The organism is Streptomyces spiroverticillatus (genome assembly GCA_014650415.1).
In the GTDB taxonomy this organism is placed as follows: domain Bacteria; phylum Actinomycetota; class Actinomycetes; order Streptomycetales; family Streptomycetaceae; genus Streptomyces; species Streptomyces spiroverticillatus.
Genome location: BMUX01000004.1, coordinates 1 through 25,083, shown reverse-complemented (window position 1 = coordinate 25,083; position 25,083 = coordinate 1). Strand labels below are relative to the sequence as shown.

At 69.5% G+C, this 25,083-nt stretch carries 22 protein-coding genes and 3 pseudogenes; 21 read left to right on the top strand and 4 right to left on the bottom strand.

The genetic code is table 11. The features are described from left to right. The first annotated feature begins 193 nt into the window (after positions 1-193). Complete coding sequence (gene ggt, locus IE269_RS11670) at positions 194-2,035, top strand: gamma-glutamyltransferase (RefSeq protein ID WP_189822801.1); 1,842 nt, start codon at positions 194-196, stop codon at positions 2,033-2,035. A 71-nt stretch (positions 2,036-2,106) separates the two neighbouring features. On the opposite strand, the gene map is transcribed toward ggt, so the two are convergent. Continuing rightward, positions 2,107-2,877: a type I methionyl aminopeptidase gene (gene map, locus IE269_RS11665; protein ID WP_189822800.1), complete on the bottom strand. Its 771-nt coding sequence runs from the start codon at positions 2,875-2,877 to the stop codon at positions 2,107-2,109. 63 nt (positions 2,878-2,940) lie between these two features. Here map and IE269_RS11660 point away from each other — a divergent pair, with 63 nt between their 5' ends. The 5 genes from IE269_RS11660 to hydA all read left to right on the top strand — a co-directional run bounded on the left by IE269_RS11660 (position 2,941) and on the right by hydA (position 7,585). Then, entirely contained in the window at positions 2,941-3,210 is a 270-nt protein-coding gene (locus tag IE269_RS11660; protein ID WP_189822799.1) for a helix-turn-helix domain-containing protein, read from the top strand. Between the two features lie 42 nt (positions 3,211-3,252). Next, on the top strand, positions 3,253-3,642 hold the full coding sequence (locus tag IE269_RS11655; RefSeq protein ID WP_189822798.1) for a PPOX class F420-dependent oxidoreductase: 390 nt from the start codon (positions 3,253-3,255) through the stop codon (positions 3,640-3,642). 237 nt (positions 3,643-3,879) lie between these two features. Next, on the top strand, positions 3,880-4,722 hold the full coding sequence (locus tag IE269_RS11650) for a nitrilase-related carbon-nitrogen hydrolase (RefSeq protein WP_189822797.1): 843 nt from the start codon (positions 3,880-3,882) through the stop codon (positions 4,720-4,722). 67 nt (positions 4,723-4,789) lie between these two features. Then, positions 4,790-6,073 carry an aspartate aminotransferase family protein gene (locus tag IE269_RS11645; RefSeq protein ID WP_189822796.1) on the top strand — a complete coding sequence of 428 codons (1,284 nt, stop codon included), beginning with the start codon at positions 4,790-4,792 and terminating at the stop codon, positions 6,071-6,073. 120 nt (positions 6,074-6,193) lie between these two features. Further along, complete coding sequence (gene hydA / locus IE269_RS11640; RefSeq protein WP_189822795.1) at positions 6,194-7,585, top strand: dihydropyrimidinase; 1,392 nt, start codon at positions 6,194-6,196, stop codon at positions 7,583-7,585. Positions 7,586-7,654: 69 nt separating this feature from the next. Here the strand turns inward: hydA and tal are convergent, their stop codons facing one another. Beyond that, positions 7,655-8,764 (bottom strand): transaldolase, encoded by a 1,110-nt coding sequence (gene tal / locus IE269_RS11635; protein WP_189822794.1) that lies wholly within the window; start codon positions 8,762-8,764, stop codon positions 7,655-7,657. Between the two features lie 250 nt (positions 8,765-9,014). After that, positions 9,015-10,970: a helix-turn-helix domain-containing protein gene (locus tag IE269_RS11630; RefSeq protein ID WP_229897580.1), complete on the bottom strand. Its 1,956-nt coding sequence runs from the start codon at positions 10,968-10,970 to the stop codon at positions 9,015-9,017. 238 nt (positions 10,971-11,208) lie between these two features. On the opposite strand from IE269_RS11630, the pseudogene pabB reads away from it, so the two are divergent. Then, positions 11,209-12,093: pseudogene (gene pabB, locus IE269_RS11625) on the top strand (aminodeoxychorismate synthase component I); the annotation flags it as partial. A gap of 209 nt (positions 12,094-12,302) precedes the next feature. Further along, the gene (locus IE269_RS11620; RefSeq protein WP_229897578.1) at positions 12,303-13,541 is read left to right on the top strand and encodes an IS701 family transposase; all 1,239 of its coding nucleotides are present in this window, start codon (positions 12,303-12,305) and stop codon (positions 13,539-13,541) included. A 391-nt stretch (positions 13,542-13,932) separates the two neighbouring features. Here IE269_RS11620 and IE269_RS43075 read toward each other — a convergent pair whose 3' ends face one another. Next, positions 13,933-14,088, bottom strand: coding sequence for a hypothetical protein (locus IE269_RS43075; protein ID WP_229897576.1), 156 nt, complete (start codon positions 14,086-14,088; stop codon positions 13,933-13,935). Positions 14,089-14,487: 399 nt separating this feature from the next. On the opposite strand from IE269_RS43075, the gene IE269_RS11610 reads away from it, so the two are divergent. From IE269_RS11610 to IE269_RS11550, 13 genes and pseudogenes are all read left to right on the top strand, one after another. After that, positions 14,488-14,718: a hypothetical protein gene (locus IE269_RS11610; RefSeq protein ID WP_189823353.1), complete on the top strand. Its 231-nt coding sequence runs from the start codon at positions 14,488-14,490 to the stop codon at positions 14,716-14,718. Between the two features lie 284 nt (positions 14,719-15,002). Then, complete coding sequence (locus tag IE269_RS11605) at positions 15,003-15,497, top strand: PhzA/PhzB family protein (RefSeq protein ID WP_189822791.1); 495 nt, start codon at positions 15,003-15,005, stop codon at positions 15,495-15,497. A gap of 52 nt (positions 15,498-15,549) precedes the next feature. Continuing rightward, a complete protein-coding gene (locus IE269_RS11600; protein ID WP_189822790.1) occupies positions 15,550-16,722 on the top strand; it encodes a 3-deoxy-7-phosphoheptulonate synthase in 1,173 nt (390 codons plus the stop codon). A 34-nt stretch (positions 16,723-16,756) separates the two neighbouring features. Then, positions 16,757-17,382: pseudogene (locus IE269_RS11595) on the top strand (isochorismatase family protein). Then, a complete protein-coding gene (locus IE269_RS11590) occupies positions 17,379-19,361 on the top strand; it encodes an anthranilate synthase family protein (RefSeq protein WP_189822789.1) in 1,983 nt (660 codons plus the stop codon). Before IE269_RS11595 ends, IE269_RS11590 begins: the two are co-directional and overlap by 4 nt. A 77-nt stretch (positions 19,362-19,438) precedes the next feature. After that, positions 19,439-20,275 (top strand): PhzF family phenazine biosynthesis isomerase, encoded by an 837-nt coding sequence (locus IE269_RS11585; protein ID WP_189822788.1) that lies wholly within the window; start codon positions 19,439-19,441, stop codon positions 20,273-20,275. 53 nt (positions 20,276-20,328) lie between these two features. Further along, the gene (gene phzG, locus IE269_RS11580) at positions 20,329-20,964 is read left to right on the top strand and encodes a phenazine biosynthesis FMN-dependent oxidase PhzG (RefSeq protein WP_189822787.1); all 636 of its coding nucleotides are present in this window, start codon (positions 20,329-20,331) and stop codon (positions 20,962-20,964) included. Between the two features lie 171 nt (positions 20,965-21,135). Further along, on the top strand, positions 21,136-21,516 hold the full coding sequence (locus IE269_RS11575) for a nuclear transport factor 2 family protein (protein WP_189822786.1): 381 nt from the start codon (positions 21,136-21,138) through the stop codon (positions 21,514-21,516). Between the two features lie 74 nt (positions 21,517-21,590). Then, positions 21,591-21,998: a YybH family protein gene (locus IE269_RS11570; protein ID WP_189822785.1), complete on the top strand. Its 408-nt coding sequence runs from the start codon at positions 21,591-21,593 to the stop codon at positions 21,996-21,998. A 48-nt stretch (positions 21,999-22,046) separates the two neighbouring features. Continuing rightward, positions 22,047-22,859 (top strand): class I SAM-dependent methyltransferase, encoded by an 813-nt coding sequence (locus IE269_RS11565; RefSeq protein ID WP_189822784.1) that lies wholly within the window; start codon positions 22,047-22,049, stop codon positions 22,857-22,859. Positions 22,860-23,063: 204 nt separating this feature from the next. After that, positions 23,064-24,197 (top strand): MFS transporter, encoded by a 1,134-nt coding sequence (locus IE269_RS11560; RefSeq protein ID WP_229897574.1) that lies wholly within the window; start codon positions 23,064-23,066, stop codon positions 24,195-24,197. Between the two features lie 136 nt (positions 24,198-24,333). Further along, positions 24,334-24,483: pseudogene (locus IE269_RS43760) on the top strand (transposase); the annotation flags it as partial. Between the two features lie 516 nt (positions 24,484-24,999). Beyond that, a partial coding sequence (locus IE269_RS11550) for an S-adenosylmethionine synthetase N-terminal domain-containing protein (RefSeq protein ID WP_189823287.1) occupies positions 25,000-25,083 on the top strand: 84 nt, incomplete at its 3' end.

Sequence of the window (25,083 nt, the reverse complement as noted above, 5' to 3'; positions counted from 1 at the left end):
CACTGCGGTGCGGGTGGGGCGGGTGGTGTCGGCGGAGATGCGGGTGGGGCGGGTGGTGTCGGCGGCGGTGCCGGGCGGGCTTGTTGCGTACGTATGACGTTCCCGCCCGAGGGGCGAGATGCGCCCCGTGGCACCTGGCGGGGGCATGGCGCTGGGGCTACGCTGCGCGGACGTCTCACGCCTGGAGGTACGCATGCGTCGACCCACTCGGCCCACCCGGCCCGCTTTTCGGGCGCTGACCCTGCTGGCTGCGACCGCGGTCGTCGTGACCGTGGGAGGGGCGGCCCCGCCGGGGGCCGCGAGCCAGCCGCAGGCCGCGACGCCGCCCGCGAAGGTACCGGTCGCCGTCGGGTACGGGGGAGCGGTGGCGAGCGTGGACGCGGACGCGTCGGCGGCGGGCATCGAGGTGCTGCGCAACGGCGGCAACGCGGTGGACGCGGCCGTGGCGACGGCCGCCGCGCTCGGCGTCACCGAACCGTATTCGGCGGGCATCGGCGGCGGTGGCTACTTCGTCTACTACGACGCCAAGTCCCGCAAGGTGCGCACCATCGACGGGCGCGAGACCGCGCCGCGCAGCGCCGACAAGAACCTGTTCGTCGAGGACGGCAAGCCGATCCCGCTCGACGAGGCCATGACCAGCGGGCGGAGCGTCGGCACCCCCGGCACCCCGGCCACCTGGGAGACCGCGCTGGACGCCTGGGGGTCCAAGTCACTGCGGACCCTGCTCAAGCCCGCCGAGAAGCTCGCCCGGGACGGGTTCACCGTCGACGCGACCTTCCGTACCCAGACGCAGGGCAACGAGGCGCGCTTCCGGGACTTCCCGGACTCGGCGAAGCTGTTCCTGCCGGGCGGTCAACTGCCGGTCGTGGGAGCCAAGTTCACGAACCCCGATCTGGCTCGCACGTACGAGAAGCTGGGCAGGGAGGGCGTCGGCGCCCTCTACCGGGGCGACCTCGCCCGCGACATCGTCCGTACGGTGCAGAAGCCGCCCGTCGACCCCAAGGCGACCCGCAAGGTGCGCACCGGGGACCTGCGCGAACGCGACCTGCGTGCGTACGAGACCGAGCGGCGCGCCCCGACGAAGGTCTCCTACCGGGGGCTCGACGTGTACGGGATGGGGCCGTCGTCCTCCGGCGGCACGAGCGTCGGCGAGGCGCTCAACATCCTGGAGCGCACCGACCTGCGCAAGGCCTCGCAGGCGAAGTACCTGCACCGGTACATCGAGGCCAGCCGGATCGCGTTCGCGGACCGGGGACGGTGGCTCGGGGACCCGGCGTTCGAGGACGTACCGACGAAGGAACTGCTGTCGCAGAAGTTCGCGGACTCGCGGGAGTGCCTGATCAAGGACGACGCTGTTCTGGTCAGTCCGCTGCCGCCGGGGGATCCGCGCAACCCGTCGCGCACGTGCGGGAGTTCGGGGGCCGTCGCGCCGACGACGTACGAGGGCGAGAACACGACGCACCTCACGGCGGCGGACAAGTGGGGGAACGTCGTCTCGTACACGCTGACCATCGAGTCGACCGGTGGCAGCGGGATCACCGTGCCGGGGAGGGGCTTCCTGCTGAACAACGAGCTGACGGACTTCTCCTTCGCCCCGGCCAACCCGGCCGTGCACGACCCGAACCTGCCCGGTCCCGGGAAGCGGCCGAGGTCGTCGATCTCGCCGACGATCGTGCTCGACAAGCACGACCGGCCCGTGCTGGCGCTCGGGTCGCCGGGCGGGGCGACGATCATCACGACCGTGCTCCAGAGTCTGGTCGGGCATGTGGACCGGGGGCTGCCGCTGGTCGACGCGATCGCCGCGCCCCGCGCCAGCCAGCGCAACGCGGCGGCCACCGAGCTGGAGCCGGGGCTGTGGGACAGCGCGGTGCGGGGCGAGCTGGAGCGGCTCGGGCACGTCTTCAAGCTGAACCCGGAGATCGGGGCGGCGACGGGGGTGCAGCGGTTGAGTGACGGGCGGTGGCTGGCGGCGGCGGAGAAGGTGCGGCGAGGGGGTGGCTCGGCGATGGTCGTACGGCCGTCGGGGCGGCCGTAGCTCCCTGCTTCCGGGGCGGCCCCTCCTCCGCGGGAGGAGGGGCCGCCCCGTCCCCTCTTCCCCCGCCCGGGTTACAGGGCCGTGAGGATGCGGGCCGGGGAGCCGTCCCGTACTGCCACCGTGTGTTCCACGTGGGCCGCCCTGCTCCCGTCCAGCGTGCGCAGGGTCCAGCCGTCGGGGGCCTCCCCGTAGCCGTCCCCGCCGCCACCGATCAGCATCGGCTCGATCGCGATCGCCATGCCGTGGCGGAGCTTCATGCCCCGCCCGGGGCGGCCCTCGTTCGGGACCTCCGGGCCCTCGTGCATCGTGCGGCCCACGCCGTGGCCGCCGAAGCCCTGCGGGATTCCGTAGCCCGCCGCCCGGCACACCGTGCCGATCGCGTGGGCGATGTCGCCCGTGCGGTTGCCGACGACGGCGGCCGCGATGCCCGCCTTCAGGGCCGCCCGCGCCGTTTCGATCAGGCGCAGGTCTGCCTCCCTCGCCCGGCCCACCGTGAAACTGACCGCCGAGTCGCCCACCCAGCCGTCCAGGCTCGCCCCGCAGTCGATGCTGACCAGGTCGCCGTCGCGCAGCCGGTAGTCGGTCGGGATGCCGTGCACGATCGCGTCGTTCACGGACGCGCAGATGACGGCGGGGAAGGGGACGGGCGCCCAGTCCGGGTGGTAGTCGAGGAACGGCGAGCCGGCGCCCGCGTCCCGCAGGACCTCCCGGGCCACCTCGTCCAGTTCCCGCAGGGTCACACCGACCGCCGCCGTCTTCTCCACCGCTGTCAGGGCACGGGCCACTACCCGGCCCGCTTCACGCATCGCGTCGATGGACGCGTCTGTCTTGATCTCCACCATGCCAATTACTATACCGGTCGGAGAGGTATTCTAATAACGGTTGGGAGGTATTAGAATAACGCCATGGTTCGCACCCCCCTCACCCCCGAAGAGCACGAGCGCGGCGAACGCCTCGGCCGCCTGCTCCGCGAAGCCCGCACCGAGAACGGCCGGACGATCGTCGACGTCGCCACCGCGGCCGGCCTCTCCGCCGAGACCCTGCGGAAGATCGAGACCGGGCGCGCCCCGACCCCGGCCTTCTTCACCGTCGCCGCGCTCGCGGCCACGCTGGGGCTGTCCCTGGACGGGCTGCTGGTGCAGTGCGAGCTGATGCCGGTCGTGAGCACGGCGTAACGGGAGCGCCGGGCGGTGCGGTAGCGCGCGTAGGGTCGGGGCATGGATCTCCAGAGCGCCTTCGCCCGTACCCGGTACATCAGCCTCACCACCTTCCGCAAGGACGGCACGCCCGTCGCCACGCCCGTCTGGGTCGCGGGCGACGCCGATGCGCTGTACGTGTGGACCAACGAGGAGTCCTGGAAGGTCAAGCGGATCCGGCGGGACGGCCGGGTCACCGTCACCGCCTGCGACGTACGCGGCAGGCTCAGGCCCAGTGCTCCGACGGTCGAGGGACATGCGACTGTGCTCGACGAGGAGGGGCTGCGGAAGGTGCGCGGGATGATCGCGCGCAAGTACACCTGGCAGTACCTGATGACGGACCTGCCCGCGCGACTGGTGCGGCGGGGGAAGCGGCCGCACGTCGGCATCCGTATCAAGCTCGCGCCGTGAGGGGGCGGGCGGGCGCGTACGCCTCCCGCCCTGTGGTCAAGGTGTAGAACGGGAACCTTCACCCCTGCGGGTGCGAAACAAGATCGACTCCGCGGGTTCACGGCGATGGTCTTGCCCCGCTCAGCGCAGCGGCTTACGTTCAAGCATCCACGTCCCAACTCTACGGGCGTAGAGGGTCTCTGACGTCCCGTCGGATGTCTGGGGCGTCCGGTCGCACGGGTTGAACGGAGTCGAGTCATGGCCCACGTCGTACGCGCCGCTCTGGTCCAGGCCACCTGGACGGGCGACACCGAATCCATGATCGCCAAGCATGAGGAGCACGCCCGGGAGGCCGCCCGGCAGGGAGCGAAGGTCATCGGCTTCCAGGAGGTGTTCAACGCCCCCTACTTCTGCCAGGTCCAGGAGCCCGAGCACTACCGCTGGGCCGAGGCCGTCCCCGAGGGCCCGACCACCCGCCGTATGCAGGACCTCGCCCGCGAGACCGGCATGGTGATCGTGGTCCCGGTCTTCGAGCGCGAGTCCTCCGGCTTCTACTACAACACCGCCGCCGTCATCGACGCCGACGGCAGCTACCTCGGCAAGTACCGCAAGCACCACATCCCCCAGGTCAAGGGCTTCTGGGAGAAGTACTACTTCAAGCCCGGCAACCTGGGCTGGCCGGTCTTCGAGACCGCCGTCGGCCGTATCGGCGTCTACATCTGCTACGACCGCCACTTCCCGGAAGGCTGGCGGCAGTTGGGCCTCGAAGGCGCCCAGCTCGTCTACAACCCCTCCGCCACCTCCCGCGGCCTCTCCTCCCACCTGTGGCAGCTGGAGCAGCCCGCCGCCGCCGTCGCCAACGAGTACTTCGTCGCCGCGATCAACCGCGTCGGCCAGGAGGAGTACGGCGACAACGACTTCTACGGGACCAGCTATTTCGTCGACCCGCGCGGCCAGTTCGTCGGCGACCCGGCGTCCGACAAGAGCGAGGAACTGGTCGTCCGCGACCTCGACTTCGACCTCATCGAGGAAGTACGCCACCAGTGGGCGTTCTACCGCGACCGCCGCCCGGACGCGTACGAAGGACTGGTCAAGCCGTGACCGTACCGGCGCACCGCCCGCACCGCCGCCCCGACGCGTACGAAGCACACGAAGGACAGGTTGAGCCGTGACCGACCTCCACTCCCGCCACCAGGCCGTCCTGCCCGAGTGGCTGGCCCTCTACTACCAGAACCCGATCGAGCTGACCCACGGCGAGGGCCGCCACGTCTGGGACGCCGAGGGCCGCAAGTACCTCGACTTCTTCGGCGGCATCCTCACCACGATGACCGCGCACGCCCTGCCCGAGGTCACCAAGGCGGTCTCCGAGCAGGCCGCCCGCATGATCCACTCCTCCACCCTCTATCTCAACCGCCCCATGATCGACCTGGCGGAACGGGTCGCCCACCTCTCCGGCATCCCCGACGCCCGCGTCTTCTTCACCACCTCGGGCACCGAGGCCAACGACACCGCGCTGCTCCTGGCGACCACGTACCGCCGCTCCAACCAGCTCCTGGCGATGCGCAACAGCTACCACGGCCGCTCCTTCTCCACCGTGGGCCTCACCGGCAACCGCAATTGGTCCCCGACCAGCCTCTCCCCGCTCCAGACGCTGTACGTCCACGGGGGCGTCCGGTACCGCGGGCCGTTCGCGCACCTCTCCGACGCCCAGTTCATCGAGGCGTGTGTCGCCGACCTCGAAGACGTACTCGGCCAGACCCGCGGCCAGGTCGCCGCCCTCATCGCCGAACCCATCCAGGGCGTCGGCGGCTTCACCTCCCCGCCCGACGGCCTCTACGCCGCCTTCCGCGAAGTCCTCTCCCGCGAGGGCATCCTGTGGATCGCCGACGAGGTGCAGACCGGCTGGGGCCGCACCGGCGACCACTTCTGGGGCTGGCAGGCCCACGCCGAGAACGGGCCGCCGGACATCATGACCTTCGCCAAGGGCATCGGCAACGGCATGTCCATCGGCGGCGTCGTCGCCCGCGCCGAGGTCATGAACTGCGTGGACTCCGGCTCCATCTCCACCTTCGGCGGCTCCCCGGTCACCATGGCCGCCGGCCTCGCCAACCTCTCGTACCTCCTGGAACACGACCTCCAGGGCAACTCCCGCCGCGTCGGCGGCCTCCTCCTGGAACGCCTGCGGGCGATCGGCGCCACCACCCCCTGCGTACGGGAGGTGCGCGGCCGGGGCCTGATGGCGGGCATCGAGATCGTCCGTCCGGGCACCGACCAGGCCTGGCCGGAGGCGGCCGGCCGCATCCAGGAAGCGGCCCGCGAGGGCGGCCTCCTGCTCGGCAAGGGCGGCGGCCACAACACGAGCGTCCTGCGGATCGCCCCGCCGCTCTCCCTCACGGTGGCGGAGGCCGAAGAGGGGGCCTCGATCCTGGAAAGCGCCCTGCACAGCGTGTAGTTCAACCTTCGCGCGGGGCCCGCTCCGAGGAACGGGCCCCGCGCGACTCTTCTCCGCACGACCTCTCCGCACGACCCCTCCATACGACTTCTCCGTACGATCGCGAATGGAGCCGAAGCTGTGACTCGCACCCTGATCACGGGCGGTCTCGTCATCACCGCCAACGACGAAGTCCACGCCGACGTACTGATCGAGGACGGGCGCGTGGTGGGCGTTGCCGCCCCGTCCAGCCACGGCTGGACGGCCGACCGCACCCTCGACGCGACGGGCAAGTACGTGATCCCGGGCGGCGTGGACGCGCACACGCACATGGAGATGCCGTTCGGCGGCACCTACGCTTCCGACGACTTCGAATCCGGTACCCGGGCGGCGGCGTGGGGCGGTACCACCACGATCATCGACTTCGCGATCCAGTCCGTGGGCCAGAGTCTGCGCGCCGGCCTGGATGCGTGGCATGCGAAAGCCGACGGGAAGTGCGCGATCGACTACGGCTTCCACATGATCATGTCGGACGTGAACGAGTCGTCCCTGAAGGAGATGGACGGCTTGGTCTCCGAAGGAATTTCCTCGTTCAAATTGTTCACTGCCTACCCCGGGGTCTTCTTCAGCGACGACGGCAAGATCCTCCGCGCGATGCAGAAAGCCGCCTCCAACGGCGGCCTGATCATGATGCACGCGGAGAACGGCCTCGCCATCGACGTTCTGGTCGAACAGGCCCTGGCCCGCGGCGAAACCGATCCCCGCTACCACGGCGAGGTCCGCAAGGCCCTTCTCGAAGCGGAAGCCACCCACCGCGTGATCAAGCTCGCGCAGGTCGCCGGCGCCCCCGTCTACGTGGTCCACGTATCGGCCGAAGAAGCCCTCCACGAGATCGCGACCGCCCGCCACAAGGGCCTCCCGGTCTTCGGCGAGACCTGCCCCCAGTACCTCTTCCTCTCCACCGACAACCTCGCCGAGCCCGACTTCGAGGGCGCGAAGTACGTCTGCTCAACTCCCTTGCGCCCCAAGGAGCACCAGGCCGCCCTCTGGCGAGGCCTGCGCACCAACGACCTCCAGGTCGTCTCCACCGACCACTGCCCGTTCTGCTTCACCGGGCAGAAGGAAATGGGCCGCGGCGACTTCTCCAAGATCCCCAACGGGCTCCCCGGTGTGGAGAACCGCATGGACCTTCTCCACCAGGCCGTCGTCGACGGTCACATCACCCGCCGCCGCTGGATCGAGATCGCGTGCGCGACACCGGCGAGGGTGTTCGGGCTCTACGGGAGGAAGGGCACGATCGCCCCGGGCGCGGACGCCGACATCGTCATCTACGACCCGGCTGCCGAACAGACCATCTCAGCGGCCACACACCACATGAACGTCGACTACTCGGCGTACGAGGGGCGCCGCATCGCCGGCCGGGTGGAGACCGTGCTGTCGCGGGGGGAAGTGGTCATCGCGCAGGGCGAGTTCAAGGGGCGCGCCGGACATGGGGCGTACCTTGCCCGTTCGACCTCTCAGTACCTCAACTGAGCAGGTCTTCTCGCAGGCCGGTGGTGCCGCTGTTCGCTGAGTGGCCGAGGAGCCTGCGCCGGCGTGGCGTCAATGCGTGCGGTACTGCTTCAAAGCGGCACGGACGACATCGAGCAGGTGCTGCCACACAGCAAGGGCGCGCCGGTGGGCATCGTCTTCGAGTCGGCTCCCGATCTCGGGCAGCGAGATGCCCCACATCGGCAACGCGTCGAGCACGCGTTCGCGTTCCACGCCCGCCACCTCGTGCGGCAGAACACGTCCATGGTCGGCGACCGCCCAAAGCGATTGTTCGGAGACGATGCTTACCGTGTCGGGGGCGAACAGCCCGTCGGTGTAGTGGGTGTCGTGGTAACGGGAGTCGTTCACCGTTGTCGCGGCCCACACGAGTTGCTGGCGCCTGGCTCCTCGACGGGCGTGCTGCTGCCAAGCAGTGCCCGCAAAGGTCTCCTTGTGCCGTTCGAGCACTGCTCCGGCGGCAGCCAGGGCCGTCTTGCCGCGCAGCGCCAGAGCTCGGTCCGAGCCGACCGCGGTCAACAGCGGATCCACCGCGGCGTCGATCGGGCTGACGTGGAACGATGCCGCGGAATGGATTCGGGACAGTGGGAGGCCCGCTTCCGAGGCCAAGGAGAGACCGGTGAGATGTGCCTCGGTGACCTGTTGGTAGCGCTCTGCCGAGAAGATCGAGGTCGCGTGGACATTGATGCCCTCAGCCAGGCAGGAAGTGATTGCCCTCAGTCCCGCGTCGGTAGCAGGGATCTTCACCAAGATGTTCGGCCGGTCGACTGCCCGCCAGAGTGTGCGTGCCATGTCGAGGGTTGTGTGCTGGTCGTGACAGACCCGTGGGTCCATGTCCGCCGACACCAGCCCGGTGGTGTGGTGCCGGGCAAGGTGGGTCGGCAGCAGGACGTCGCAGGCCCACTGAATGTCGCGCACCGCCAGCTCCTGTACGGCCTGGTTGAGGTCGCCCCCGAGCTCGGCCAGGCTGCACAACTGCTCCGTGTAGGCGGGGCCGGTGTTCACCGCGTGCAGGAAAAGTTCCAGGTTCGTCGTGGCCCCGGAGACCCGCCAGTCGCGGACCAGAGCGGCGAGGGCCTTGCTGTCCAGTAGGAAACGGCTGATCCCGTCGAGCCAGAAGGAGACGCCGTTCCTGTTCAGCCGGGCCAGCCGAACGGCCGTCATGGCGTGTGGCCGGGGCAGGCCGGGGGTGTCCGCACGACGGACGGCTTCGTAGGAGGTTGAGGCATGGCCACCGCTCGTTCAGTGCTCCTTTGGCCGATGGCGGGAGAAGGGGGCGCAGCGCCCCTTCGCGTCCTTCCCGATCCTTGTCCACGATGTGGAAGACCGGAAGACGATTGCCACGACTTCGTCAAGTAAGCGGCGCCGCCGGACCATTTCCGTGCAAGTCCCGGCTTACCGGACCAAGGGCGGGCTACTCCGAATCCGCCGACCGCGGGGCGGTGCCCAGTGTTGTCTCTCGCTGCCGACGCAGCACTCCGCGCGCACGCAGGAGGCGCAGCGCGAGCTGCACCTCCACGGCACGCTCGCCCTTCTGCCACCCGGGGCCGAGCAGATCCGTGATGCGGTCGAGGCGCCGAGCCACCGTGTTGGCGTGGATGTAGAGGGCCTCGGCTGCCCGAGTGGGACTCTGCCCCGATGCGAAGTACGTCTCCACCGTGCCGATCAGAGTGGTACCGCGCTCTGCGTCCTGCTTCAGCAGCGGGCCGACGGCCGAAGCGACGAACCCATCCACGTCCCGGTCGTCCGAGAGCAGCAGCCCGAGGAATCCGAGGTCGCTCATGGACGCACTGCTGCCCGTCTCGCCCAGGACGATCAGCGTGTCGAGACACCGCTGGGCCTCAAGATGCAGTTCCGACGCCGGGGTGAGCCCGGTGGCCGGTCCCGCCGCGCCGACGGTGGCGGGTTCGGTCAGTACGCGCGACAGTTCCTCGGAGACTGTGCGAGCGGCGGCCGAGGCGTCGGTGCCCGGCAGGAGCAGCACGATCCGGCCGTCCCGTACCGTCTTGAGCCCGCGGTGGCGATGGCTGTACGACGACCCCCAGACGACGGCCTTGCCGTGCTCGCCGCCCTCGGGCCGCACGATCACGATCACGTACGGCTCCTCCAGGTCCACCTGGAGCCGTTGGGCACGGCTGGCGAGCCGGTGCGGCAGCCGTAGCGGAACGGCCAGCAGTTCGTCGAGGAACTCGTCACGGACCGGCCCGGCCGCGACCGCCGTACTGCGCTGAATCACCAGCAGCACCGCGACCGCATGGCCCACGTAGCGCAGGTATCGCAGGGTGTCGGTGTCCGGTTCGGTGTCCGAGAGCATCACCACGAGCCCCAGGTTTTCGGCCCCGGCACTGACCGGAGAGCCCCAGACTCCGGGGGAGAGGAGGATCGGCCCTCCTGCGGCCTGCGCCTCCAGAACCGCTCCGGTCGTCATCACCTCGCCCAGCTCCCGGGCCTCCTGCGACGACCCCAGGACCTGGCCGTAGGCGTCACCGATGGTCACGTCGGCGGCGAGCATCTCGGCCGCCGCAGTGGCAAGCTGCTGGAGGTCGCTTCCGTCGAGGACCATCGCGGTGAGCCGGGTCTGGGCCTCTCCCAGATCCGTCAGCCTGGCCACGGTTGCGCGGGATTGCGCGCCCAGCGACTCCAGTGCGGCGACCTGCGTCCGCGTGCGGTCGAGAAGTTCGGCCTTCTCCAGGGCGACCGAGGCGAAGTCGGCCAGCGAACGCATCACACTGATTTCGTCCGGCGTGAAGTGCCGCACCACCCGGTTCGCCCCGTACAGGACGCCGATGGTCTCGCTCGCACGCAGGATGGGCACCGCCATGATCGCGGAGAGACCCTCCGCGCGGACGACGTCGTCGACTTCGGGCCAGTGCGGGATGCGGTCGTCGTTGAGGTAGTCCGTGCTCCAGAAGGGCGCCCCCGAGGTGCGGACCAGCTCGCTCAGACCGCGTTGCTTCTGCACCACGAGGCCGGTGTTGAGTGCTGTGCTGTCGCCGTCCGAGCTGTGGATGTACGCGTTGTCGTCGGCGTCGCGCAGGCTCACGTAGGCCATGTCGAAACCGAGCAGTCTGCGTGCTCTGCTGGTGACGACCTTCAGCAGTGTGTCGGGGCTGGAGGGGAGCGTCATGTCGCGGACGGTGTCCACGAGCCCCGTCATGAAGGTCTCCCGACGGCGTCGCTGACTCACCGACGCCTGGATGTCCAGGGCCAGATGCGTCGCCCGCTGGAGCTCGGACAGATGGTCCGACGACAGGCTCTGCTGCTGTTGGGCGCTCTGGAACACTTCGTGGAACCGGCTCGGCGGGGAGTCCTGTGCCAACAGTTCCAGGACGGCGAGTGCAGGAACGCCGATGGAATCCTCGCCCTTCACTTCGGCCCCCCGGTTCGTAACTTCCGCCGCTTGAACGTATGTGGCGCTATGGGCGAGGTCAAGGAAGCTTCGTACGAGTTCACAAATGACGTGTGCCTGCAACATCGTTCGGCGGCGGCGCAGTGTTGCGGGACCACCTTATGAGGCTCCACGCGCTCGGCCATGCTCGTCAACGGGGGCGGCATCGGGCCGCCCCGCGGTGGCGTCGCACACGTGACGCGTACCTGGAGCAACGGAGCCGGCCCTGCCCGTGGAGTCCCTCGCCGAGATACAGCTGCCCCACGAGCGCGACGACTATCTCCGGCTGATCGACGCCTGCCACGAGGAGATAGCGGCAGGCGAGTCGTACGAGATCTGCCTGACCAACCTGGCTGCGGCGGAGCATGCCCTTGACCCGTGGGAGGGCTACCCGGCGCTGCGCCGCTTCAGCCCCGCCCCTTACGCGGCCCTGCTGCGCTTCGGAGCGCTCTCCGTGCTCAGCTCGTCGCCCGAGAGATTCCTTCGCCTGAGCGCGGAGCGGATCGCCGAGTCCAAGCCGATCAAGGGCACCCGGCCGCGGGGCGCAACAGCGCGCGAGGACCAGGAGATCATCGACGGCCTGCGCGGGAGCGAGAAGGACCGGGCCGAGAACCTGATGATCGTCGACCTGGTGCGCAACGACCTCGGACGCCATGCCGAGACCGGATCCGTCGAGGTGAGCAAGCTCTTCGACGTGGAGACGTACGCCACCGTCCACCAACTGGTCAGCACCGTCCGGGCCAGGCTGCGCACTGACCGCAGTCCCGTCGACCTGGTCCGGGCGGCTTTTCCCGCCGGCTCCATGACGGGTGCCCCGAAGACCCGCACCATGCAGATCATCGACCGGTTGGAGAGCGGGCCGCGAGGCATCTACTCGGGCGCCATCGGCTACTTCTCGCTGTCCGGCGCGGTCGACCTGAGCGTGGCCATCCGCACTGCCGTGGTCACCCCCGGACGCGTCCGCTACGGCGTGGGTGGGGCAGTGGTGGCGCTCTCGGACGCGGAGGAGGAGTTCGAGGAGACGGCCGTCAAAGCGGCACCGCTGCTGGCGCTCATCGGCGCCGCCTTCCCCGGCAGGCGCAGCGCGAACGCCGTGCGGGGCTGACCGCACGCTGCGTACCGCCGGCACTGGTGGTCCCGGCACCGTCGCCACGGGCTGCGGACGGGTACCGGGGGGTGACGGCCCGTTCGAGAGTGTGGTGGGACCACCACCCGTGGCGGAGGAAGGAGGGGCACCGCACCTCGTGCGAGGAGGTCCGGCCGGGCGATGCTCGGTCACGGCAGAGGGATGACGGCGGCAGAGGGGGGAGACCCGTGAGTGTGATCAGCAGCGAGGTACGTGCGGGGCGAGCACCGCGGTCCTGGTCCGCGTACCGCCCCGGCGGACTGCCGGACCTGCGCGAGTCGCTGGTCTCGGGCATGGGCGAGGCGCTGTTCACCTCGTTCGTACGTCGGGACCAGCGACGCAAGGGCGAGCAGTACCTGCGCGGGCTGCTGTGCACACCGGGGCGCAAGTCGATCCGCAACATCGCAGCCCAGGAAGGCGGTTCGGCCTCCGAACAGAGCCTGCACCACTTCATCAGCAGCTCCACCTGGGACTGGCGGCCGGTCCGTGAGGCCCTCGCGGGTTACCTGACGGAGTTCACCACACACCAGGCGTGGGTGGTGCACCCGTTGTTCATCCCCAAGGCGGGCGACCAGTCGGTGGGTGTTGACTACGGCGTCGATCCCTGCACCGGAGTCTTCCGGGGGCAGCGCGCCTTCGGGGTCTGGCACTCCGGCGGGACGCTCAACACCCCCGTCAACTGGCGGCTCTTCCTGCCCGATCCGTGGCTCGGCGACACACAGCGGCGACGCCAGGCGGAGATTCCCGAGGAGACGGGGCGCGAGACGCTGGAACAGTGCGCCACCAACGCCGCCTTGGAGATGCTGCTGTCCTGGAAGGCGCCCCTTCGCCCGGTGGTGCTCAACACCCACATCAACCGGATCGCCGAGACCGTGCAGCGGTTCACCGCTGCCGGAGTCACCGTCGTGGCCCGGGTCAGGGGCACCGCCCGGCTTCTGATGGGCGACCCCGCGCTGCCCGGCTACAACGGTGGAGTCCTGGAGGCGCAGCGGATCCTGGAGAGCGTGCGCGGGCTGCGCCGCCCGGTCGCAGGGCGCGGGCAGGACGCCGGCACCCTGGCTGCGGCGGTGCGGGTGATGTCCCCGGGCGCACTGCCACGACAGCGTGCGGTGGGAACAGCCGAAGCCGTCGGCGGGCTCGCCCTCGTCGGGGAGTGGCCGGAAGCGGGGGGACCGCTCGGCGCGTTGTGGGTCACCAACGCCACTGCGGCACCCGCCGAGTGGTTGAGTCGCCTCACCCGGCTCGGCGGAAGGGCCTGCCAGGACCTCTCGGGGGCCGGGGAGGACGTGGGGCTGAAGGACTTCGAGGGGCGTTCCTTCCGAGGCTGGCACCGCCACATGACGCTGGCCTCTGCCGCGCACGCCGTCGCGGCCCTGGCGGGAACCGTCGGCACGGCTCCGCCGGCTGCCCACGGCATGACGGCTTGACGGACTCCGGGCTACCTGACGTAGTGCCCGCCGCGCCCTTGGCCGATCGCGACGAGTCCCGCACGATTCCGGCCGGGGGACACCGGGTCGGGACGACTGAAGAGACCCGAGGGGGGACGACTGTGAAATCCACCGGCAGGCCGGACGCGTCCGAGCAGCCATGGTCGAAGAGCGCTCAGGAAGTACGAACCGACCAGCTGCTGCCTTCCGACTCGCCCCGTGGCGGTGCCTGCGACGAAAACCATGTGCTCGCCCTGGCCGGATCGGGCCGGGAGTTCGAGCCGCTCCTGGTGCACCGGCCGACGATGCGGGTCATCGACGGGATGCACCGGCTGTCCGCCGCCCGGCTGCGGGGATACGACACCGTCGCGGTGCGCTTCTTCGACGGCAGTCAGGCCGATGCGTACGTCCTGTCCGTCCAGCTGAACATCCGGCACGGGCTGCCGCTGTCGAGGGCCGAGCGTCGTGCCGCCGCCGAGCGCATCGTGCGCACCCACCCCCACTGGTCCGACCGCGCCATCGCGGAGCGCACCGGGCTGAGCGGCAAGACCGTGGGCAGGCTGAGGGGGAGTGTGAGTGAGGAAATTCCTCAGTCGCACACCCGGGTCGGCCGCGACGGCACCTTGCGCCCGCTCAACAGCCGCGACGGAAGACTGCGTGCAGCAGGCCCTGATCGCCGTCGACCCCACCGCCTCGCTGCGCGACCTCGCCCGCAGGTCGGGGCTCTCCACCGCGACAGTACGAGATGTCCGCGACCGGCTGCGGCGCGGCGAGGCCCCGGTGCCCGAGGGGACGCACGGCGTCAGACCTGTGCGGCGCGAGGGCTCGGCGACGGCGCGGGACGCTGTGGAGCCCGCCGACCGCCGGGGGGCACCCCGGTACGCGGTCCGGCCCGGGGGCGGGCAGGGATGCGGATGCGCCCGCTCACGACTCCGTCAGCGAAGCGGTGCGCAAACTGCTCAGGGACCCTTCCCTCAAGGGCAGCGAAGTGGGACGGCGGCTGCTGCGGGCGTTGGTCGCCACGGACCTGACCCCCGACGAGTGGCGGCGCATCGCTGCCGTCCTGCCCGAACACTGCGCCCCGTTGGTGCGCATCGTCGCCACCCAGCGCGCCGCCGAGTGGAACGCCCTCGCCAACGCGGTGAAGACCGAGCGCGGATGCCGGATGATCGCCTGACCGGTCGTCCGGACGCCGGATGATCGTCCGACCGGTCGTCCTTCGCCGCATTTCCCCGCACATTCCTCCTCGTATTCTCCTTTCGTGCCGGAGCAGCCCGCCATCGCAGGCTGCTCCGGCACGCCTGTTTTCCGGCCGAGTGTGCAGCGCATGTGAGTGTTCAATCCTCTTCCCGTACCTCATGTCTCGTCATTAGGCTGCATTGAGCCAACCAATGATTCAGGCGCCCGCTCCGGTGAAATCCCGGGCGCCTCCCCCCGCCACTCACAGAAAAGGGGACAGTCATGTCCGAAACCGTGACCGAGCGCGCCGAGGCATTCGCCGACGCGACCGAACTGCGCCGAAAGCACCGGGCCGTCGTGGAGCAGTACATGAACACGAAGGGCCAGAGCCGGCTGCGCCGCCACGAGCTGTTCACCGAGGACGGCAGCGGTGGCCTCTGGACCACCGACACCGGTGCCCCGATCGTCATCAACGGGCGCGACCGGCTCGCAGAGCACGCGGTGTGGTCGCTCAAGTGCTTCCCCGACTGGGAGTGGTACAACATCCGAATCTTCGAGACGGACGATCCCAATCGCTTCTGGGTCGAATGCGACGGCCACGGACTCATCCGATTCCCCGGCTACCCGGAGGGTTACTACGAAAACCACTTCCTGCACTCGTTCGAGCTGGAGGACGGGAAGATCAAGCAGAATCGCGAATTCATGAATCCTTTCGAGCAGTTGCGTGCGCTGGGGATCCCGGTTCCCGAAATCAAGCGCGAGGGAATCCCCACCTGAGGGATCGCAGTCGGTCGTTTTCGCCTCCTCCCACTCTTGGAGAAAGAACAGCATGGAAAACGTTCTGCACGCCGGTGAGTCCCGGGCTGCCCTGCAACAGTCGGAATGGGCTGACCCGCTTCAGGTCCAACGTGTCCGGGAGACTCTGGAGTCCCGCCCGCCGCTCGTCCGGGCGGACGACATCCGTATGCTGCGCGCCCTCCTGGGCCGGGTCGCGGCCGGGGAAGCACTCATGGTGCAGGCGGGCGACTGCGCCGAGGACGTCAACGAGCACACTCCCGGCCACGTGGCGCGCAAGGCGGCTCTTCTCGATCTGCTGGCGGGCACCCTCTGTATGAAGACGCACAAGCCGGTCGTACGCGTGGGCAGGATCGCGGGACAGTTCGCCAAACCCCGTTCCAGCCCGACCGAATGGGTGGGCGGGGAGGAACTCCCCTCCTACCGCGGCGACATGGTCAACGGGCCCGAGCCGGACGCCGAGAGCCGTCGGCCGGACCCGCTGCGCATCCTGGCCGGCTACATGGCCGCCAACGACATCGTGGAGAACCTCGGCTGGAAGGCCCGCATCGAGAGCCGGGGCATCGAGGCCCCGGTGTGGACCAGCCACGAAGCACTGCTGCTCGACTACGAACATCCGATGCTGCGCCGGGACGGAGGCGGCGGTACCTACCTCGGCTCCGCCCACCTGCCGTGGATCGGGGAACGTACCCGGCAACTGGACGGCGCCCATGTCGGCCTGCTCGCAGACGTGTTCAACCCGGTGGCCTGCAAGGTCGGGCCCCGGATGACCCCCGCCGAACTCGTCGCCCTGTGCGAGCGGCTGGACCCCGCCAGGGACCCCGGGCGGCTCACCCTGATCGCCCGCATGGGGGCGGACCACGTCGCCGACCGGCTGCCCCCGCTCGTCGAGGCGGTCCGTGCCGCAGGGCACCCGGTGATCTGGCTGACCGACCCCATGCACGGCAACACCGTCACCGCCCCCGACGGGAACAAGACCCGCATGCTGGGGACGGTCGTGCGCGAGGTGCGCCAGTTCCAGCAGGCCCTGTCGGCCGCCGGAGGCGTCGCCGGCGGCCTGCACCTGGAGACCACCCCGGACGACGTCACGGAGTGCGCCACGGACGAGACCGCCCTGGCCCGAGTCGGCGAAAAGTACACCAGTCGTTGCGATCCGCGACTCAACCCGGGCCAGGCCATCGACGTGGTCTCGGCCTGGGCCGCCTGACCACCCACCGCTCCAGATCCCGGAGGCCAGAGCCATGCCCGGCATACCGCCCATAGAACCGTACGCGTTGCCCATCGCCGGTGAGCTGCCCGCCAACACCGCCCGCTGGACCATCGACCCCGCGCGCGCGGTGCTGCTGGTCCATGACATGCAGAGGTACTTCCTCAAGCCCTTTCCCTCCCCCCCCTGCGCGAAGAACTCGTCGAGCACGCAGCCCTGTTGCGGCAGTGGAGCAGAGCGAACGGCGTCCCGGTGGCGTACACCGCCCAGCCCGGCGGCATGGGCGACGAACAGCGCGGACTCCTGAAGGACTTCTGGGGCCCGGGGATGCGCACCGACCCCGCCGACCGGGAGGTCATCGACGAGCTGACCCCCGGACCGGACGACTGGTCGCTCACCAAGTGGCGCTACAGCGCCTTCTTCCGCTCCGACCTCCTGGAGCGCATGCGCGCCGCCGGCCGCGACCAACTGATCGTCTGCGGCGTCTATGCCCACGTCGGCGTGCTCATGTCGACGGTCGAGGCGTTCACCCACGACATCCAGCCGTTCCTGGTGGCCGACGCGGTCGCCGACTTCTCGGCCGAGTACCACCACATGGCCGTGCGGTACGCCGCGGAGCGCTGCGCCGTGGTGCTCACCGCCAAGGAGGTCGCAGCGTGAGCGTTCGGCGCACCCCGCCGGGCGGCGGCTCCCGGCTCCTCGACCGGATTCTGGGGGTCTCACCAGGGCCGTTCGCCGTGCTGCACCGCCCCGAGACCACGGGGGCCGGGTACCTCGACGTCCTGGTCGGCGAAGTCTCCCACCTGGACGCCTTGGCGGACATCCCGCTGCCCGACGGACCGCCGGCCGGCGGTGGGACCCGGCACGACGTGCTCGCCGTCGTCCCGTACCGGCAGATCTCGGAGCGCGGATTCGCCGCCCCCGACGACGGTGCACAGCTGATCACCCTCACCGTCTCCGACCAGGAGACCGTACGAGTGGAGGAGGCGACGGCACGTGTCCCCGACGCGGCGACCGAACTGCTCGACCCGCACTTCGACATCAGCGACGAGGAGTACGCCGAGACGGTACGCAGCGTCCTGGCCGAGGCCATCGGCACCGGCGCGGGTGCCAACTTCGTCGTCAAGCGGTCCTTCGTCGCCGACATCGGCGACGACGGGCCCCACCGGGCGCTCGCGCTCTTCCGTCGGCTGCTTGCCCGGGGGACCGGTGCCTACTGGACCTTCGTCATCCACACCGGCGACCGCACCTTCGTCGGCGCCTCGCCCGAACGGCATCTGAGTGTCCGGGACGGCGTGGCTGTCATGAACCCGATCAGCGGCACCTACCGCTATCCGCCGTCCGGCCCCGAGCTGCCCGGCATCATTGACTTCCTCGCCGACCGCAAGGAGACCGACGAGCTCTACATGGTGGTCGACGAAGAACTGAAGATGATGGCCCAGATATGCCCCGAGGGCGGCCGGGTCGTCGGCCCCTACCTCAAGGAACTGGGCAGCGTCGCGCACACCGAGTACTTCATCGAAGGACACACCGGACGGGACGTCCGCGACGTGCTGCGGGAGACTCTGTTCGCCCCGACCGTCACGGGGAGCCCGTTGGAGAGCGCCTGCCGGGTCATTGAACAGTACGAACCCCAAGGCCGCGGCTACTACAGCGGTGTCGCAGCCCTGATCAGTCGAGACGACTGCGGCGCCCGGCAGATGGACTCGGCCATCCTGATCCGCACCGCCGACATCTCCGCCGAAGGACGGCTGAGCATCGGCGTCGGGGCCACGCTGGTGCGCCACTCCGATCCCGTCACGGAGGCCGCCGAGACCCGGGCCAAGGCGGCGGGCCTGATCGCTGCCCTCCAGTCGTCCGCAGTCGGCCGCTTCGCCGAGCACCCTGCCGTCCGTGCCGCCCTGGGCGGCAGGAACGACACCATTGCCGACTTCTGGCTGAGCGAAATCGGGCAGCGCGAGCGACCGGCTTCCGATCTCGTCGGCCGTCGGGTCCTGGTCGTCGACGCAGAGGACACCTTCACCGCGATGATCGCCGGCCAACTCCGCTCGCTGGGGCTCATGGTGGAGGTGCGGCGCTTCGACGACGACTACTCCTTCGACGGCCACGATCTTGTGGTGATGGGGCCGGGGCCCGGTGACCCGAGCGCCGCCGACGACCCGAAGATGCGCCATCTGCGCGCAGCTGTCGACACCTTGTTGCGCGAGCGGCGGCCCTTCCTCGCCGTCTGCCTCAGCCACCAGCTGCTCAGCCGTCGGCTCGGCTTCGACCTGCGCCGCAGGGACGTCCCCAACCAAGGCGTCCAGAAGGCGGTCGACCTGTTCGGCACGGTGGAACAGGTCGGCTTCTACAACATGTTCGTCGCCATGAGCGACGACGGCTTCGTCGAGGTCGACGGGGTCGGCACGGTCGAGGTGAGCCGGTCGGACACCGGTGAGGTGCACGCCCTGCGGGGGCCGCGCTTCGCGTCCTTGCAGTTCCATCCCGAGTCCGTACTCACCCGCCACGGTCCGGACATCGTGGCCCGCGCGCTGCGACACGTGCTCGCGCTGCCCGGAGGCGGCGACGTGAGCAGCCTCGCCCCGGACACGGAACCGGCGGACGTGCCGGCCCTTCCCGCCTCGCACGTCCCCGTCTGACCACCTTTCACCACCTGCGGCACCGCCGTCCGGACACCGAACGCCCTTCACACTTCACCCAAGGGAAATGACCGCATATGCACAGGTACGTCATCGTGGACGCGTTCGCCGAAGAGCCCCTGAGCGGCAACCCCGTGGCCGTCTTCTTCGACGCCGACGACATTCCCGGCGAGCGCATGCAGCAGATCGCCAAGGAGATGCACCTCTCCGAGACCACCTTCGTGCTGGCACCCCGGGGCGGCGGGGACGCACGCATCCGCATCTTCACACCCGTCAACGAACTGCCCTTCGCGGGGCACCCCATGCTGGGCACCGCCATCGCGCTGGGCGCCGAGACCGACCGGGACAAACTGCTGCTGGAGACGGAGATGGGGGTCATCCCCTTCGAGCTGGACCGGGAAGCCGGCCGGGTCGTCTCCGCCCGCATGCAACAGCCCTTTGCCACCTGGGAGTTGTTCGACCGGTCCGACGAACTCCTGGCGGCACTGGGGGTACGGGAGTCGACCCTGCCGGTGGAGGTGTATCGCAACGGCCCTCGGCACGTCTTCGTCGGTCTCCCGGGCGTCGAGGCGCTGTCCCGCCTGCACCCCGACCATCGGGCGCTGGCCGCGTTCGAGGACCTGGCCGTCAACTGCTTCGCCGGAGAAGGAACCCACTGGCGCAACCGCATGTTCTCACCCGCCTACGGCGTGGTGGAGGACGCGGCCACCGGATCGGCGGCGGGGCCGCTCGCCATGCACCTCGGACGCCACGGGCTGATCGCGTACGGGCAGCCCGTGCAGATCCTCCAGGGGGTCGAGATCGGTCGCCCCTCGCTGATGCTGGCGCGCGCGGAAGGCGCCGGGGAGCGCTTCGTGTCCGTGGAGGTCGGCGGCAGCGGCGCCCTGTTCGCACAAGGCACGGCACTCGTCTGACCGGCCAGTACGCCTCTCACCCATCTGATCACCGTACGACGACGGAGGCAGTCATGAGCTCAACCAGGTCGGAAACACTCACCGGCACCGTGGACATCCGCTTCCCCGAGTACGACGCACCGCCGCCCGGCCCGGCAGGGATTTTCCGGGAATGGTGGGACACCGCAGCCCGCCTCGGGGTACGGGAACCGAAGGCGCTCGCCCTCGCCACCGTCGACGGACGAGGGCACCCGTCGACCCGCATCGTCGCGGTGAACGAGGTGACCGACGAGGGCCTGGTCTTCGCCACGCACCTCAACAGCCAGAAAGGAAGGGAGCTCGCCGGGAACCCCTGGGCGTCGGGGCTCCTGTACTGGCGTGAGACCAGTCAGCAGATCAGTGTCAGCGGATCGGTGGAGATAATCGGACCCGAGGTGGCCGACGCCAAGTGGCTGGAACGCCCCTTGTTCACGCACGCCGCTTCGGTGACCTCGCGGCAGAGCGAGGAGTTGCTCGACATGGCGGCGTTCCAGGCAGAGGTCGCACGCCTCGCGGACGCGGGTCCGCTGCCGCGCCCGGAGACCTACGTGGCCTGCCTGCTGCGCTTCGACGCCGTGGAGTTCTGGGCCAACGGCGAGAACCGCGTGCACCAACGGCTGCGGTACGACAGGAACGGCGACGGGTACGCGGTACGACGTCTCCAGCCGTGACCTCCGGAGGTGCCCGACCAGGTGTCGCTCCGCTCTCGGGCGGGGCGACACCTCTGCGCTGTCGAACACTTCTGCGCGGCCCTCCCGCTGTGTCCGGGCCGCCGGCGATGACTTGACATAGTGCGGTGAGACCCGTCGCCAGACCTCGACTGCCTGCGCACAATTCCTTGAGTGAGAGAAAAGTTCGAGGAAACAGAAAAGGCCGGACTGGGCAACGCCGAGGAAATCGCCGCGACTTATATCGCGGCCTGGCGGGAAAAGAAGTTCGACGCCCTGCGGGAAATCCTGTCGGATGATTTCTCCTACGTCGGCCCGCTGGCGACATTGGACAACCCGGACGAGTGCAGGAAGTCCTTGGAGCGCATGGCACCGGTCACGACGGACCTGGTGGTGGAACGGGTGTTCGTGTCCGGACCCGACGTCGTCACATGGTTCACCCTGCACACCAGCATCGCTCTCCCCACCGCCGCCGCGAACTGGATTCACGTCGAGAACGGAAAGATCAACAGGATTCGAGCGGTCTACGACCCTCGCGCGTTGGTCGCCGACTGACTTCCACTGCCTCCCCGCTCACAACATTCCCTTGCACACACGCACACCCACGACACGACGAGGAGTCGACCCCGATGACCACGGAGTACCAGAACGACCACGTGCCCGACACGCAGGTGGCGGCCGAGAGAGAACGAGCCTACGAGCCCGACGCGTTGGCCCGCCTGTGGGTGGAGCGTGCGAACGAGGGCGACGCGGAGGGAATGGCCGTTTACGAGCCGGACGCCGTCATGGCCTTCCCCATCGGCCACGAACACCACGGGCGCGAGGCCATCCAGCGCGCGTTCGCCGGAATGCTGGAGAAGTTCACGTACTTCCCCATGGAGCAGTCGCTGCCCACGCTGCTCCTCGGCGACATCGCCCTGACGTCGAGCGTTCCGCAGGACAACAGCCGAGGCCGGTACCAGGTGCCACGACGGCAGCCCGACGGCAGCTGGCTGCGCGTCCTGCATTCGTCCGGCTACTTCGGCGAACCCAGCTGACCCTCGTCCAGCGCTTGCCGACACCCCCTCGGAAAGGAAAAGAGTGCGATGAGCACAAGCGTCGTGCCTGCCGATGCCTACACGACAGGTCTGCTGAGCAAGGACCTCCCCACAGAGCCTGAGCGGCTCCAACTCCTGGAGAAGACCTACGATCCGGGCACCACGGAGGCATTGGACCGGCTTCCCATCCGGCCCGACTGGCGGTGCCTGGAGTTGGGCGCGGGCGCGGGCTCCATCGCGTACTGGCTCGCCGACCGGGTGCCCGAGGGGTCGGTCCTCGCGCCGGACATCGACCCCCGGTTCATCGACGCCGGCCACGCGGAGCACCTGGAGGTGCGGGGGTCGGACGTGACCACCGACCACTTCCCGGCCGGTTCCTTCGATCTGATCCACGCCCGCGCGGTGTTCATGCACCTGCCGCAGCGCGAGGAAATCGTCGAGCGCGCAATGCGCTGGCTTGCCCCTGGTGGCTGGTTGCTCCTGGAGGACGTGCACTTCCTGCCCGCGGCCGATTCCGCGTACGCCGCCTGGCGCGAGGTGCACGGCGCCTACCTGACGGCACTCGCCGGACAGGGCATCGACTTGACCTGGGCGAGGCGCATCCCGGCACAGCTGGAGGCGGTCGGCTGTGACGCCGTGGGCGTCTCCGTCACCCCCGGCGGTCTCGGCGTGGACCCGGTACAGGACCAACTGCCGGCCATCAGGCTCGTCCAGAGCGGCCCCCGGTTGGTCGAGGCGGGGCTGGTGACCGACGAGCAGATCACAGCCGCGCAAGAACTGGTCGCCGCCGTGCCGGCTCCCGACATATCGACGTTCGTGTATTCCGCGTGGGGGCGGAAGCCCATCCATCCCGCGGGCTGAAAACCTCCCCCCTCGGTTCCGGCCTCCTTGCCGACGCCGGAGCATCCCCCCATCTGAAGCAATTCCCCTGACGGCGGTGTGAAAGACATGAGTTCCACGCAGGAAAAGGCAGGCACGGACAATTCTGTGCCTCCCGCGACGCTGAATGCGCAAAAGGCGAGCAAGGGTTCGGCCGCGGCCATCGCCTGGCTCTCCTTCACGACCATGTTCGTGATCGGAACCGACACCTTCCTGGTCGCTCCGATGCTCCCCACGCTCTCGCGCAGTTTCGACGTCTCCACCAGCATTTCCGGCTGGATGGTCAGCGCCTACGCGCTCGGATTCGCACTTTTCGCCCTGGTGGCCGGGCCCCTCTCGGACGGGCGGAACCGGCGCAGCGTACTTCTTCTCGGATTCGCCGGATTCACTGTGGCAACCGCGCTCTGCGGCGTGGCGCCCAACTTCTGGACCATGATCCTTTTCCGGGTGCTCGCCGGCATGTCGGCAGCTTTGGTGACCCCTCAGCTGTGGGCCTCCATTCCGGTAATGGTTCCGGCCGACGCCATCGTGAAGACCATGGGTCTGGCGGGGGCGGGCATGTCCATCTCCCAGGTCGTCGGCGTCCCGATCGGCGGCTGGCTCGCGGCCAGCTCCTGGCACGTGCCCTTCTTCGCGGTCGCCGGGCTCTCCGTCCTCGTCTGGCTCGTGCTGTTCCGGGTCTTCCCCTCGGTTCCCGCCGCGACCTCGACCGGAGGCTTCTTCTCGGTGTACGCGGGGCTGTTCCGCTCCCGCACCTTCACCTGGTACCTGGTGGGGTATCTCGCCTACCAGACCGGTGTGTTCGAGACCATCTCGTTCATCGGGTCCTGGCTCGCCGATGACTTCGGCCTCGGCGTCACCGCCATCGGCGCCGCGATGATGGCGCTCGGTGTCGGCATGGCCATCACCTCGATCTTCGGCAGCCACCTGATCAAGAGGCTGGGCGAGGAACGTACCCTCGCCTTCGCCTTCGTGGCGCTGATCCTGATCTACGGCGCGGTGCCGTTCGCTCCCAACCTGGCCACGGCGATCACCGGCCTGGCCCTGGGCTCCGTGGTGCTCGGTCTCAACTACCCCATCTTCATGGCCATGCTGCTCTCCCGGACCACCGCGGCACGCGGCACCGTCTCCTCGCTCGCCACGACCGCGCTGTACGTCGGAACCATGATCGGCGGATTCGTGGGCGGCATCCTGCTCTCCTCGTTCGACGGTTTCCACGGAGTCTCCGGCTTCACAGTGGCCTGCCTCGTGGTCGCCGGACTCATCTTCCTCGGCACTGGCGCCTTCCGGCCCAAGGAGCAGGAAGCCTCCGCGGCCTGACCGGTAACGGCCGGATCAGCAGGGAGCCCCGTCGCCAGGCACGACGCGGCGGAATCCCGGCCCGAGACGGACACCCGTGACCGTGGGGTGCGCCCTCCACAGACGGAGGGCGCACCCCACGGTCACGGGTCCGCCGGTCAAGGGGCTGCTCGTCGCCGAGGGCCGCAGGTCCTTTCGCGACATGGCGCTGTGCCTGGGCGGCGGGGCCGCCCTGGAACAACGGTTGCACCACTTCGCCAGTTGCTCCACCTGGGACTGGCCGGCTGTCCGGCGGGCCGTGGCCCGTCTGGCGGTCGCCCGGCCGCCGTTCCTGCTCAAGGTCGGCAGGTCCGTCCCGCTCGACGTGCTCGCCTCGGCGCCCGCCGAACCGGCCACGCCGGCCGTATCGGCTCGTACGGCGGAGAACTCCTTCGCGCACATCACCGACGAGGTCGGCGCTCGTGACTTCACCGGCCGCCCCGATGACGGTCGGCATCGCCACATGACGCTCGTGTCCGTGGCGCACGTGGTCCGCACGAGGACCGTCTGACCCTCCGTCCCTCCATTCCTCCGTCCTGACAGAGTCCGTGCTCGCCCCTGGAGCAGTCGAGCGAGTGCGTCTGGCGTGATCCCGAACGCGGTGCGCGGCCTCTGCCGCCGACCGGCACCTGCCCGCCACAGCCTTCGGGCCGAGGTGTCGGCGTCCGCTCTTCCGCCATCGAGCGGCGGGCCGCCCCGGCCCTTCGAACGGCGCGGCCTTCGAACGATCACCGTTCCCCTTCCATCAGTTGTGCCGGTTCAGCCGGACTCCCCAAGGAGCACCATGTCCCGTCGTCTCTTCACCTCGGAGTCTGTGACCGAGGGCCACCCCGACAAGATCGCTGACCAGATCAGCGACACGATTCTC

What these genes read in the sequence shown, in the direction of transcription:
- ggt (WP_189822801.1), top strand. Translation starts at nt 194, where the DNA reads ATGCGTCGACCCACTCGGCCCACCCGGCCCGCTTTTCGGGCGCTGACC.
- map (WP_189822800.1), bottom strand. Translation starts at nt 2,877, where the DNA reads ATGGTGGAGATCAAGACAGACGCGTCCATCGACGCGATGCGTGAAGCG.
- IE269_RS11660 (WP_189822799.1), top strand. Translation starts at nt 2,941, where the DNA reads ATGGTTCGCACCCCCCTCACCCCCGAAGAGCACGAGCGCGGCGAACGC.
- IE269_RS11655 (WP_189822798.1), top strand. Translation starts at nt 3,253, where the DNA reads ATGGATCTCCAGAGCGCCTTCGCCCGTACCCGGTACATCAGCCTCACC.
- IE269_RS11650 (WP_189822797.1), top strand. Translation starts at nt 3,880, where the DNA reads ATGGCCCACGTCGTACGCGCCGCTCTGGTCCAGGCCACCTGGACGGGC.
- tal (WP_189822794.1), bottom strand. Translation starts at nt 8,764, where the DNA reads ATGACGGCCGTTCGGCTGGCCCGGCTGAACAGGAACGGCGTCTCCTTC.
- IE269_RS11605 (WP_189822791.1), top strand. Translation starts at nt 15,003, where the DNA reads ATGTCCGAAACCGTGACCGAGCGCGCCGAGGCATTCGCCGACGCGACC.
- IE269_RS11600 (WP_189822790.1), top strand. Translation starts at nt 15,550, where the DNA reads ATGGAAAACGTTCTGCACGCCGGTGAGTCCCGGGCTGCCCTGCAACAG.
- IE269_RS11585 (WP_189822788.1), top strand. Translation starts at nt 19,439, where the DNA reads ATGCACAGGTACGTCATCGTGGACGCGTTCGCCGAAGAGCCCCTGAGC.
- phzG (WP_189822787.1), top strand. Translation starts at nt 20,329, where the DNA reads ATGAGCTCAACCAGGTCGGAAACACTCACCGGCACCGTGGACATCCGC.
- IE269_RS11570 (WP_189822785.1), top strand. Translation starts at nt 21,591, where the DNA reads ATGACCACGGAGTACCAGAACGACCACGTGCCCGACACGCAGGTGGCG.
- IE269_RS11565 (WP_189822784.1), top strand. Translation starts at nt 22,047, where the DNA reads ATGAGCACAAGCGTCGTGCCTGCCGATGCCTACACGACAGGTCTGCTG.
- IE269_RS11560 (WP_229897574.1), top strand. Translation starts at nt 23,064, where the DNA reads ATGTTCGTGATCGGAACCGACACCTTCCTGGTCGCTCCGATGCTCCCC.